This window comes from Shivajiella indica (genome assembly GCF_042683085.1).
Taxonomy (GTDB): domain Bacteria; phylum Bacteroidota; class Bacteroidia; order Cytophagales; family Cyclobacteriaceae; genus Shivajiella; species Shivajiella indica.
In genome coordinates, this window is sequence record NZ_JBHUIV010000025.1 from 1 (window position 1) to 12936 (window position 12936).

The 12936-nt window shown below is 41.1% G+C and carries 12 protein-coding genes; 7 read left to right on the plus strand and 5 right to left on the minus strand.

Features of this window, described 5'->3' with window-relative positions:
- Positions 1-535: 535 nt before the first annotated feature.
- Positions 536-745: a hypothetical protein gene (locus ACFSKV_RS16415; RefSeq protein WP_380805151.1), complete on the minus strand. Its 210-nt coding sequence runs from the start codon at positions 743-745 to the stop codon at positions 536-538.
- Positions 746-1376: 631 nt separating this feature from the next.
- Between ACFSKV_RS16415 and ACFSKV_RS16420 the strand changes: the two genes are divergently transcribed.
- Both ACFSKV_RS16420 and ACFSKV_RS16425 read left to right on the plus strand, forming a co-directional pair.
- Positions 1377-1535 (plus strand): hypothetical protein, encoded by a 159-nt coding sequence (locus ACFSKV_RS16420; protein WP_380805154.1) that lies wholly within the window; start codon positions 1377-1379, stop codon positions 1533-1535.
- Positions 1536-1546: 11 nt separating this feature from the next.
- Entirely contained in the window at positions 1547-1909 is a 363-nt protein-coding gene (locus ACFSKV_RS16425) for a hypothetical protein (RefSeq protein ID WP_380805157.1), read from the plus strand.
- Positions 1910-2048: 139 nt separating this feature from the next.
- Here ACFSKV_RS16425 and ACFSKV_RS16430 read toward each other — a convergent pair whose 3' ends face one another.
- Positions 2049-2642 (minus strand): NYN domain-containing protein, encoded by a 594-nt coding sequence (locus ACFSKV_RS16430; RefSeq protein ID WP_380805158.1) that lies wholly within the window; start codon positions 2640-2642, stop codon positions 2049-2051.
- A gap of 314 nt (positions 2643-2956) precedes the next feature.
- Here ACFSKV_RS16430 and ACFSKV_RS16435 point away from each other — a divergent pair, with 314 nt between their 5' ends.
- Entirely contained in the window at positions 2957-3232 is a 276-nt protein-coding gene (locus ACFSKV_RS16435; protein WP_380805160.1) for a hypothetical protein, read from the plus strand.
- A gap of 18 nt (positions 3233-3250) precedes the next feature.
- On the opposite strand, the gene ACFSKV_RS16440 is transcribed toward ACFSKV_RS16435, so the two are convergent.
- Entirely contained in the window at positions 3251-3463 is a 213-nt protein-coding gene (locus tag ACFSKV_RS16440) for a helix-turn-helix domain-containing protein (protein WP_380805162.1), read from the minus strand.
- A 776-nt stretch (positions 3464-4239) separates the two neighbouring features.
- Here ACFSKV_RS16440 and ACFSKV_RS16445 point away from each other — a divergent pair.
- From ACFSKV_RS16445 to ACFSKV_RS16460, 4 genes are all read left to right on the plus strand, one after another.
- Positions 4240-4452, plus strand: a complete 213-nt coding sequence (locus ACFSKV_RS16445; RefSeq protein ID WP_380805165.1) for a hypothetical protein — start codon at positions 4240-4242, stop codon at positions 4450-4452.
- 338 nt (positions 4453-4790) lie between these two features.
- On the plus strand, positions 4791-6446 hold the full coding sequence (locus tag ACFSKV_RS16450) for a TlpA family protein disulfide reductase (RefSeq protein ID WP_380805167.1): 1656 nt from the start codon (positions 4791-4793) through the stop codon (positions 6444-6446).
- Between the two features lie 4 nt (positions 6447-6450).
- The gene (locus tag ACFSKV_RS16455) at positions 6451-9645 is read left to right on the plus strand and encodes a SusC/RagA family TonB-linked outer membrane protein (RefSeq protein ID WP_380805170.1); all 3195 of its coding nucleotides are present in this window, start codon (positions 6451-6453) and stop codon (positions 9643-9645) included.
- An 11-nt stretch (positions 9646-9656) separates the two neighbouring features.
- On the plus strand, positions 9657-11012 hold the full coding sequence (locus ACFSKV_RS16460) for a RagB/SusD family nutrient uptake outer membrane protein (RefSeq protein WP_380805174.1): 1356 nt from the start codon (positions 9657-9659) through the stop codon (positions 11010-11012).
- A gap of 88 nt (positions 11013-11100) precedes the next feature.
- Here ACFSKV_RS16460 and ACFSKV_RS16465 read toward each other — a convergent pair whose 3' ends face one another.
- Together ACFSKV_RS16465 and ACFSKV_RS16470 are read right to left on the minus strand one after the other, a co-directional pair.
- Positions 11101-11337, minus strand: coding sequence for a DUF6520 family protein (locus tag ACFSKV_RS16465; protein WP_380805177.1), 237 nt, complete (start codon positions 11335-11337; stop codon positions 11101-11103).
- A 1377-nt stretch (positions 11338-12714) separates the two neighbouring features.
- Positions 12715-12849: a hypothetical protein gene (locus tag ACFSKV_RS16470; protein ID WP_380805180.1), complete on the minus strand. Its 135-nt coding sequence runs from the start codon at positions 12847-12849 to the stop codon at positions 12715-12717.
- Positions 12850-12936: the final 87 nt, after the last annotated feature.

Consider the following 12936-nt stretch of genomic DNA (forward strand, 5'->3'; position numbering starts at 1 on the left):
AAACTGCTTTCGAGAATCTTTGCTGTCATAGATAGAGATTCACCATATGTGGACATTTATAAGTACGCAGCTTGAAAATAATTAACAAAATTGTACTATTCCACTTGCTTTAACCTTAGAATACAGACAGGCCTGCCTTTGTCGAAGACAGGCCTGCAAAAGCATTCAGGCAGGCTTGGGCCCTATCACTGTAGTCTCCTGACTGCTTCCTAAAAATTCACATTGCTTATCGCCGGCGATCCCAACCATTCTCTGATCTCACTTACCGCGCCGGCCTGCCTGACTGGCAAAGGCAGGCTCTGGGGTCGGCCTGGCATTATCAACCTGGGGCTGCGGGCATTCTGCCCTTACCCCAGGTTATTATATCTATCGCCCCTACAGGGCTATTTCGTTCAAGTTCATGCTCTAGTATACAACTAGGGATTCGTGTCAATCCGCAAGCTTCGCGCCTAATCCCTTTTCACATTCCCCTTCAAATGCACATTTTCATCAAAGTCTATCCAGATGCCAAACATAAGATTCAAAATTTGTGTAATTAGTGTAATTTGTGGTTCAATAAATCCTTTTCCCCAATAGTACCGAGCTCCCCAATTCTCAAAGCTCCCACTTTTCCGAAATCCCCCCTTCGAATTCCGAAATTCCTCCCTTCATTCAGTATCGCCGGCGATTCTATCCATTCTCCGATTCCATTTAGAGCGCCGGCCTGCCCGCCCGAATGGGGGCTCTGTGGTCGGGCTCGCATCATCAACCCAGGGTTCCGGTCGTTCCTCCCTCACCCTGGGCTACCGATAGACCGCCCCGCCTGATCGGACGGGCAGGCCCTACAGGGCGGTTCCAAGCTCATTCCAAATAACATCTCTTGAAAAGTAAGAGTGAAATTTCAAGGTTTCTAACCACGACACTTGTCAGACGTGGCGGAACAATGACAACCTTTCCCCTTCATTCCTCACTCACACTCCATTCTACATTTTTAATTCATCATTCTAAATTCTGTCCCCCCTCTGTGTTACTCTGTGCCTCCTCTGTGTAACTCGGTGTAATCAAAAAAATCATTCTTAAACAGAACCGATCTCCCCAACTCACAAAGCTCCAACCACGACACTTGTCCGCTACGCCACAGGCGCACAAGCGTGGCGGAATAATGACAACCTTTCCCCTTCATTCTTCTTACTTCATCCTTCATTTAATTCTTAATTCATCATTCTTCACTCATCACTCTAGATTCTCAACCCTTTTGCCTAGGCTCTTAAATACACATTTATCACTATCTGCTGCTCCCCAATCCCCCATCATCTTTAGTTTTGAATTTCAAATAATCTTATATAACTTGTTTAAATGGAATACGTTAATCAATTTTGTAATCCGATTTAACTTATATGGCATTAACGATTAAGAGCATTCCTGTTCTAAAAGAAAAGGAAGCCGAAAATTTTGTAAAAAAGGCAGAAAAGGCCGCTTCAAAGAGCTCTACTGTAGATTTCAGTAAGGAGTTGAAAAAAACACATGCCATTTTAAAAAAAGCAAACATGATGTAAACATTTGAATATTGGGCTTTTTACTTGATAAATGTACTTTTTCTCTCCTAAATAGGGAAGTTCTAAATAATACGAATCATTTTGATTGCGGTCACCAAGATCTCAATGACTTTTTTAAAAATGATGTACTTGATTACTCTTCACAGCTATTGGGAAAGTCTTATTGCTTTTTATTGGATCAAGACCCAAAGACTATTGTTTGTGCTTTCTCCATATCCAATGATAGCATTAAAGTGAATTTTTTACCGAATAATAGCTTTAAATTTTTGTTTGGAGATGAGGCACAAGAAGGTCAATATACTGGAATTGCAGAAGAAAAACCTGTTAAAACAAGGCTCATGTATTATGATTTGATTGAATTAGTGGCAAAATGATTATTCCAATTACTTAATAATTCAAGTACAAGAATCCCCATCAATTAAAAATCCCCAATCATAGATAATTATCAATTCATTTAACATCCAAATGTGGAAAGCAATAATGATTTGTTAATTCATTGCTTGCCACATTTCCTCAATTTTGAATTTTTGGTCTCCTGATTTTTGAAACTAATCCGTCAATGTGTTCAAAAAGATGTGGCTTTATAGGATTCCACATGGGGTCAAGTAAAAAATCTATATCTTCCCTACGTGCCAATTTTGCAGCCGGTACGAAATCGCTGTCCCCAGAAATTAAGATAATTTGATCAACCTGCCTCTTTAAAGTAATGGATGCTATATCTAATCCTATTTTAATATCTACCATTTTTTGGTTAAAGTCAAATTGCACATCATCTTCTGTCAGGTCGTCCACTGCAATTTGTTTGGAAAGTAGTTCCTTGGTTTTAGATGGTTTAATAATCCATCTTTTCCTATCTTCTAAAATTCCAAGACGAAGAGCTATCTTTCTCTTCTTCTTTAGTTCTTCAAAAAATGCATATTGAAATTTATACTGATCAGTCTTTGAAAAATCAATGGACTTACCCGTAATTGGGTTATGCTGCTTTTTGTTATAGGGTAAACAATCATAATAGAAAATCCTGTATAAATCGTAAGTTTCAGACTTGGCTTGGGTCAGGTGTTTCAAGCACATTTCCCAAAGGTCTTTTGCTGTCCTTTCAGGATCCATGTTCTTAATTTTATTTATGGTTCGATACCGTTTAAGAAAGAATCCTCCGTCAACTAATATTGCTGTTCTTCTTTTCATTTTAAAAAAAAAGCTCCAGGTTCGGCATTCTCGCTATTTTATAAAGAATTGAGAATACTTTGCCAAGAGCATTATATAAAACAAATTTATATAAATTAGTCCAAGATTGCAAGTCCATATTGCTTTACTCTGAGTTTGCATGACTATAAGTCCACTTGAAACCCTTTTCCAATAGGATCTTTTTTTGAACAGGGTTTGATTATTTTATCCCTTTTCCTATGCAAATTTTTAAACCTATGAAATGGGATTATACTTGTAAAGACTGTGGTGTCAACACCAAGAAAGGGAAGATCAATTTTTATGGAGTGACCGAAGAATTATGGGGAAAATACGGAGTGGGTAAGGGGATGCTTTGCCTGGAATGTTTCAAAAAAAGATTAGGTAGGGAATTTGTCAGGGAAGATTTTATTCCATGTTTTTTGAATTATTTTGTAAATCCGGTTGTAAGGGACATTATTAAGCCTACGGAGGAAGAAGTTAACTGTTTATTTCATAAGTTAAGGAAATACTAAATTTTTTAAAACAATAAACTAAGTTTTATTGGATACAATTAAGATTCTAACATCTACATCCAAAAATTCTGCTATTTCAAATAACCTTTGTAAAGATGGTTGTGCTTTATTTGACATCCATCTTGAAACTGTCTCTTCTTGAATTTTGAAATGTTCAGCTATGTCCTTATTTGATTTCCCTGAATCAGCTAAAACTGCTTTAATTCTATTATAGCGTTTGATTTTATCCATTAGAAAACTGCCAAGTTTCCCAAATATAAAAAGTTTTGGAAACTTGAATTTTCTTAAAAATTGATTATTTAAGTCAAATAAATATTTTTTTTAATCAATTAATTGACTTTAAAAATCATTTTAACTAATTTAGTAGCGGATTTAAAAATTAAACATTTAAATCTTTATATCATTAATTTGCGAATTCTTCGATAAAGTATTCGATAGCATTTGCACTTTAACGTCTCGTCTTAGAAAACTGCCAATTTTCCATTAAGACACGGGAAGTAAAGTGAAAATGCTCACGCCTTTGGCGTGGGCTCACTTTTCGTGTCTAAGGTATGGCAGTACCACTAAGTCGGTAAGTTGAGTCCCACGCCTCTTTTTTGGCAAAACTCTCCTACTAAGACGTTCTATATAAATCATAATTCTATGGAACAGGTATTTATTTGTTTTACTTCAAATCAAGAAAGCCTCACACGTTTGTCATTAGGAGTGCAAGTAAACCTGTACCAACTTTTCTCTCGAAACCTATCCCAATCTGAACTCCAAAAGAACGTCATCAAATCTCCGGTTTGATGATATAGCTTTCTGGTAAGGAAAGATAGCCTGATCTCTTCAGCCTAAATACCGGCTTGGCCCTTTCCTTTCTACCTGTCCGCTGCAGAGGATAGGGTATTCAAAGTACAAATCTTATTTCTGAACGATCAGTAGCCGCCAAAATGGTAGCCTGGAAGAACTTTGTCCGGTCATTTTCAGGCACCCTTCCGCGCTGCTTCTGATCCTAAACTGACTGCATGAAAAAATTGATACAATCATGCTTCCTGGGACTCCCATGTCTCTACCGGAGTATCAAGTACGGAAGAAATCACAAACTGGGACATTATACCTGCCCCAATGAAAGTTTCCGGGCCATGGTATACCTGGGCAGAAAACATCCCTATCTCCTCTGCATATCCAAATCCATCATAGTGAAATACCTGGAGACCAAAGCCAGACTAAAAACATAACCACAACAAAAATGAACCCACTTACAACCACTGCAATCATAGGATTGCTATTTGACGACAGCTGAAAAGTTGCTGGTCACCCCCATAGGACCCCCACCGTGTCTTTTCTCATAAAGGTAAACGATACAATAGACCCAAATGTAGCTAACGGAAACACAGAAGGTGACGGTACTACAGCGGTGCGGGGCCGGCCATAATGCCCCAAATCCAGATAATCAGGACAAGGCAGGCCGGAGCCTGGAGCTGGATCGGAATCTATTGGTGATCAGTCCAATAGTACGACTGCCCTCTCCCGGCTTCCTTTTAATCAAATTCAGAATCAAAAATGAACCAAACTTATGTCTAAAAATAAACCGGGACTGTTCCATCAAAAAGCGAATTACCGTGCCATACACAATCCAATGTTATTCATGGTCATTTTCTTCTTCCTATCCGGGAATTGGCTTTTTGCCCAAAACCAAGGAACATCCAAGTCCATCAATTTTTATCTGGAAATTGATTCCCAGGAAGATCCGGGAGAAGTGCAGGCTTTTCTCTTTACAGATTTTCTTTGGTCAAGCCCTAATCTCTTTCCGCACCAGATAAAAAAAAGTGCTCCCAAAACGGGGGAATTTATCCTTGGAACCTTCGGGAAAAAAGTATTCAGCTGGACATCTTCTCCTATCGAATCTCCAGGTTATCTGAGCCTGAAAATTGGCAAATCCATGATTTTCCGGGATTACCTAATCCTCCCGGGAGATAGTGTATTTATGTTGATGGATGATAAAACAAAGAAAATTGTTTTTTCCGGTCCTCATGCAGCTGGCTTTGAACTTCAGAGAGCAATACAGGAAAAAACACTGGAAAATACATTTTCCACCCAGAGAATGATTCTTTCCAATGATCCTGAATCACTGCTCAATGATGAAAAAAACCAGATTGCCCTGCAAAAAAATAAAGGCGGGTTTTCAATTCCCGTTCATATCAAAAAACTGGACCATTGGGAAAAGTTCGGGAATCTAAAAAACTTCGATCCTGATCAACACCTGACCCTGTGGGATGAATTTTCTTCCACCTTTCCCGTAAATGAAGAGGACTTAAGAGGGCAAATCCTTAAAACGGATTTTATTTCACAAACTCTTCTAGCACATTCTCTTGAATTCAGAATGCTCTTTCAAACAGCGTCGAACCTGTCAGATAAGGTTCTGTTGGACAGTCTTGAATCCCTCTACCGGGTCCAATATGCAAAGATCAAACCCCGGCCTGTTACCGCAGAAGCAGCTTACCATTCAGCAGCCTTTTCAAAAGCATTCGTAGATTGGGCCAAACTTGAAAATTACTTTTCAGACGGTGAACTGGTATCTATCCTCTACCGGGAATTAGACCACTTAGCCTTCCCCCCATTAAAAGAAAAGGTTCTGGCTTACTGTCTTGCAAGGAATTCCAAAATATTGGACAATCCCGCCAGGCAGGTATCACAGCTGCTGGACAGTACCCAAACCCCTTGGATACGTGAAAGGTTGACCGATCTGGAGGCCTCACTCCAAATCGGAAAAGAAGTATCCGGATATAAATTTACAGTTAGCCAGGGTGTGACTATTGATCTTGCCCAGTTTAAAGGCAAAGTCCTCCTTTTAGACTTCTGGTTTACCGGCTGCAGCGCCTGTGTCAAACTCTATTCTGACATTCTATCCAAACTGGAATACCATTACAAAGATAATCCTGACTTTGCTATAATATCTATCAATACAGATAAAAGTGAAAATTCCTGGCGTAAAAGTATTCAGTCAGGAAAATACACCTCCCAGGAGGGATATAATCTATATGCCGGTTCTGAGGGACATCCAATAATTAAAGACTTCAGAATTTTCAGTTATCCCTTTAAGCTGCTTTTAGACCATAATTTAATGCTCATCCATTCGGGATCCTTTCCCGAAGACCTCGAAGGGTATATCTCAATGATTGACCATGCCCTTTCCAAAATTGAAACCCCTTTCATTCACCAAATCGACTAACACTATGATAAAAAACCTACAGATAACCATCATCATGTTTTTTCTGTCAATCATTGCCTTTGGACAGACCAGATATAAACTTTCCGGAACTGTTATCGATGCTGTTTCCAACGATCCCATCCCGGGGGCATTGATTAGGGTCCATGATAGCCCGACAGCAACAGTTTCAAATGCTGATGGCAATTTTGAACTCTCCTTAGAACCCGGCAAATATCCCATTTTGATCAGTTTCATAGGCTATCAAAGCCAAATGATAAATTTGGAGATACCATATCCTGAAACTTTGGTCATCAGCCTTGCTCCCCAGGACATCAACCTTGAGGGAGTAGAAATATTCAGTACTGGATTTCAGACCTTAAGCAAAGAGAGAGCAACAGGCTCATTTGTGGCTATTGACAATGAACTCGTAAACAGGCGGGTAAGTACCAATATTTTGGACAGATTGGAAGATATCACCTCCGGACTGATCTTTAACAGGGCCGGGGCAACATCTGACCTCATAAGTATCAGGGGAAGAAGTACAATATTTGCCAATGCCCAGCCTTTGATTGTCATTGACAATTTTCCATATGACGGCCCCCTGGAAAACATCAATCCCAATGATGTGGAATCCATGACAGTCCTCCGCGATGCAGCTGCCGCATCAATCTGGGGGGCACGGGCCGGAAATGGAGTTATAGTAATCACTACAAAAAGTGGAAAGCAAAACCAAAAACAAAGAATCTCTTTCAACATCAACACCAATATCATTGAATCTCCGGATCTCTTTTATGAACCAATCATGTCAAGCGCCGAATTGGTAGATGTGCATAGCCTCCTTTTCTCTAAGGGTGTCTTTGCAAACAATGAGCTCTCACCTTTCAGGTTTCCTTTGCCACCGGCAGTTGAAACTCTGATCGCTGCCAGAGACGGTATTATCAGTGAAGAACAGAAATTAATGGAACTTGATGCGTTCAGGGCCAATGATTCCAGAAGGGACCTGGAAAAGTATTTTTATAGACCGGCCGTGAATCAGCAGTACGCTCTGAATTTTACAGGTGGCGGCAAAAATCATGGCTATGCTTTTTCGGTAGGCTATGACAATAACAGGGAACCAATTGTCGGAAACCGTAATGACCGGCTTACTTTGAATTCTAGAAATAACTGGAAACTTTTTTCAGAAAAATTATCAGTTGATCTTGGGATTTATTATGCCCAGACAGGAAGTTTTAAGACAACCGAACCGCCGGGACCTTTGGAACCTGTTCTTTATGAAAGGCTTTCTGACGGATCAGGCACCCCACTTCCTATCGTAAGAGGATACAGCACACGTTTCGTAAACAGTCTGGATGACAGGTTACTGGACTGGCGTTATTTCCCTTTGGAAGAAATCGGAGCCCTGGACCACAGGAACAGTTTCAGGGATATCAGACTTAATGCAGGGCTTTCTTACAAAATACATGAGGACCTGAAAATTGAAGCCCTCCACCAATTCTGGCAGGGTGTCAGAACACTGGAAGATCATAGTCCGATCAATACATATTTTACAAGGAACCTGATCAACTTATTTACCCAAACACTTGAGGATGGAGGTTTACTGAATGCCGTTCCTGTCGGGGATATCCTCCAATGGGGGCTCTCCCAATCAAAGAGCCACAATTTCAGAAGTCAGTTACACTACAACAAATCCATCAATGATCACGAGATTACGGCCTTGGGTGGAATTGAAATCAAAGATTGGGTTACAGAGGCCAGAACTACCAGGTTCTATGGTTACAACAGGGACCTTGGAACCAATCTACCTGTCGATTATGCCAACCTATACCGTAACTTCCATTTTCCCTTGCTCCAGACCCGCATTCCTTCTGGGGAATCTTCCACAGGGACAACCGAAAGATTTGTTTCATATTATATGAACGCTGCTTACCATTTCAAAAGAAAATACGGATTATCAGCTTCGGCAAGGCGAGATGCCTCCAATCTGTTCGGGGTTGAAACAAATCAAAAGGCTGTACCCCTTTGGTCAGTAGGAGGATCATGGATGTTGAGTGAGGAAAGATTTTTCAGTTCCTCAAAAATTGATTTTCTAAAATTTAGGACAACCTACGGGTACAACGGTAATGTGGACAGAACTGTATCATCACTGACAACCGCTTTATTCTTTGGCGGCGGAGCCAATAGATTGACAGGACTGCCATTTGCCCAGGTTTCCAACCCGCCCAATCCCAACCTCAGATGGGAGCGGATAGCAATTACTAACCTGGGATTGGATTTTGCGGCTTTTTCCGATAAAATATCCGGTAATATTGAATACTACCGAAAAAGGGGATCCGATCTTATAGGAGTCAGACCGTTCCCATCATCTTCCGGTGTTTCCACCTTCAGGGGAAATTTTGCAGATACAAAAACTACCGGGATTGACCTGGTACTCAATTCCCTGAACATTAATACACCGAATTTTAGCTGGAATACTACTTTCCTATATAGTTGGATCAATGAAAAGGTTACTTCCTACGATCAGGAATCACCTGTTTTGACCTATATGTCCCTTGCTGATGGATCAGGACCTGCCACACCCTTAATGGGACGTCCCTTATTTTCGGTGTACAGTTTTCCCTGGGGAGGGCTTGACCCGTCCACCGGCCAGCCTATGGGGATTTTAAACGGAGAACCCAGCATGGATTATGGCGCTATCATTTCTTCCACCTCACCGGAAAATATGATCTTTCACGGATCCGCCCGCCCGACACATTTTGGAGCCGTAAGAAACGACCTGAACTATAAAGGATTCTCCCTTTCTGTAAATGTGGCTTTTCGGTTGGGCTATTATTTCAGAAACAGGTCGGTAGATTATAATGAACTCCTAAATGGCAGGTTAACCCATGCAGATTTCTCAGAAAGGTGGCAGGGGCCAGGAGATGAATCAATCACCTATGTTCCATCTTTTCCTGATGGTCTGAATCCAAACAGGGATAACATCTATCGGTTTTCAAGCATCCATGTAGAAAGGGGAGACCATTTTAGGCTTCAGGATATAAGGTTTTCTTATTCCTGGCCGGTTTTCCAAAATAAGTCAGTATCTATAAAAAATGCAGAAGTATACGCTTATGCCAATAACTTGGGGATTATCTGGAAGGCAACAAAAGCTGAAATTGACCCAGATTTTCCTTTTACAAGACCTCTTAGAAGTATAGCCTTTGGACTCCGTTTATCACTTTAAAATCAAAAATTATGAATAGATATAAATTCCCCATTCTGTTAAACCTGACCCTGATATTTCTTTTTGTATCATGTGATGATTTCCTTGATGAAAAACCCAATAGGGCACTGGTGACCATGGATTCATTGAATGACCTTCAGGGGCTGTTGGACAATACCCTCAACGTGATGAATCAAAAAGCCTTTCTTCAGCTGTTTGTTTCCGATGAGTTTTACACAAACAGCCAGGGACTTGCCGGCCTCCAACCTTATCTCCAGAAAGCTTTTACTTACCAACACCCACCCTTTGAACAGGACCTTAACCTGTTGGACTGGAGGACTTTTTACAGACAAATATTTTATGCAAATATTGTCCTGGATGAAATAAATAAAATTGTTCCGGTAAACAGCAATGAGGAAGAAATTCAGAATCAAATAAAGGGACAGGCCCATTTTCACAGAGCATTTGCCTATTTCGGTTTGGTCCAACTGTTTTCTCCTCCATTTGGGCCTGCGGAAAACAATAGTCAAAGGTCAATACCGGTGAGAAAATCACCTGATCCCAACGTTTTACCCATGAGGCCGGACCTTTCTGAGATTTATGGGTTAATTGCTGAGGACTTAAACTTAAGTGTACAATTATTACCTGATAAATTTGAGCCTAAAACCAGGCCATCAAAAATGGCTGCACATGCTATGCTCGCAAGGACCTATCTCACCAAAAGTGAATACCAGAATGCAAAAAAGCATGCAGAGGCTGCTTTGGCAATAGAAAGTACACTTATAGATTTCAATTCTCTTAATCTCTCACTTTTGAACCCTTTTGCACCCTTTAACATAGAAACTGTTTTTTACGTGGAAAACCAGTTCAACTCCTTCCTCACCGGACAATTGGCAATGGTCAACCCATTATATCTCTCTTTATATAAGGATGGAGATTTAAGAAGATCAGCTTATTTCACAGAAAGACCTACAGGATGGGTCAATTTCACGGGCTATCTTACAGGGACCAATAGATATTTTGCAGGAATTTCCACTTCTGAAATTTATCTCATTCTTTCAGAATGTTATATCAGAGAGGGGGATTTTTTGGCAGCAACCGAATTATTAAAGAAACTGGAAAAATCCAGGTTCAAAGAGGGCTTTTCTACAGAACTGGAAATCAATAGTGAACAGGAAGGCTTGGAGTATATAATGGAAGAGAGAATAAGAGAACTTTTTGGAAGAGGGACGGTATGGACGGATATCAGAAGGTTCAATTTAGACTCAAGGTTCCAAAGGTCAATTTCGAAAACAATTGATGATACGGTATATGAATTGCCTTTAAATGATCCCAGGTTTACCCTTCCGGTTCCCCCAAGAGAAGTTGAGCTGGATAATTTAAACTAGGAATTACTCCTTTCTATATCAGTCAGAAAAAAATTAAAGTCCAAAACTAAAAAAGAGCCGACAAATAATCGGCTCTTTTGACAATTGATCACTGAAGCTCAAACTTTCCCATTTCAAGGGGAGTACTGAAATCAGGGCTTGCATAGGTACAAACCTCTTCAATTTCCCTATCACAGTCATAATTGAGATTGGACACTTCTGTCCAGACCCCGTTAATTTGCTGATAGGCTGGCTGGTTTGAAACCGACTGCGTAAACGCAAACGCAAATACTGCTGCCAAAACGAATACTCCTGCACGTAGCAGGTTTTTAATTGAATTTTTCATAACTTTAAAATTACATTTAGTAAATGATCCCGGTCGTTTCGATCCTGACCTGTTGACCTTTGGAGAGGAACGGCCGGTTTGATCCCCTCACTCCCCGATCCCCTACCTCGTAAAAAAACCGGAAGATTTATGCCTCATATCTTCTTTCTTTTCTGGTTCAAGTCTCTGACTTGGACCCCAACAACGCAGTATCTTGACTGCTTCCTTACAAATTCACATTCCATATCGCCGGCGATCCCAACCATTCTCTGATCTCACTTACTGCGCCGGCTCTGTGGTCGGGCCCGCATCATCAACCCAGGGTTCCGGTCGTTCCTCCCTCACCCTGGGCTACCAATAGGCCGCCCCGCCTGATCGGACGGGCAGGCCCTACAGGGCGGTTCCAAGCTCATTCCAAATAACATCTCTTGAAAAGTAAGAGTGAAATTTCAAGGTTTCTAACCCCGACACTTGTCAGACGTGGCGGAACAATGACAACCTTTCCCCTTCATTCCTCACTCACACTCCATTCTACATTTTTAATTCATCATTCTAAATTCTGTCCCCCCTCTGTGTTACTCTGTGCCTCCTCGGTGTAACTCGGTGATATTAAAAAAATCATTCTTAAACAGAACCAAGCTCCCCAATTCTCAAAGCTCCAACTATGACAACGCGAAGCAGACAACCATGACATCCACAAATCTCCACTTGAAACCAATTCATTCTTAATTCAAAATTCTTCATTCAACATTCCCCACCCTTCCCCTATACTTACCCTATACATACGCCTATGAAACAACAAAATCCAAGATTTCATTGTACTTTTCCAAGAGGATTATTTTTGGCAATTTACCCTCATAATCTGACTACTTCCTAAAAATTCAAATTGCTTATCGCCGTCGATTCCATCCATTCTCCGATTCCACTTAAAGCGCCGGCCTGCCCGCCCGAATGGGGGGCTCTGTGGTCGGGCCCGCATCATCAACCCAGGGTTCCGGTCGTTCCTCCCTCACCCTGGGCTACCGATAGACCGCCCCGCCTGATCGGACGGGCAGGCCCTACAGGGCGGTTCCAAGCTCATTCCAAATAACATCTCTTGAAAAGTAAGAGTGAAATTTCCAGTTTTCTAACCACGACACTTGTCAGACGTGGCGGAACAATGACAACCTTTCCCCTTCATTCCTCACTCACACTCCATTCTACATTTTTAATTCATCATTCTAAATTCTGTCCCCCCTCTGTGTTACTCTGTGCCTCCTCTGTGTAACTCGGTGTAATCAAAAAAATCCTTCTCCTACAGAACCAATCTCCCAAACTTACAAAGCTCCAACTATGACAACGCGAAGCAGACAACCATGACATCCACAAATCTCCACTTGAAACCAATTCATTCTTAATTCAAAATTCCGCATTCAACATTCTTTCCACTTCCCTCCTCATCACCTCAAAATTCCCCTCCACCGTAAACCGCTCCTTCACCAATTCCAACCCCTTCTCCCCCATCCTTTTCCTCAACTCCGCATCCAGGATCAAGGTTTTTAAGGCCTTGATTGTAATCCCATATTAGGTTTAATAGTCCATTTCATACTCCCAAAAACAAAAAAATCCGCCATGCGGACT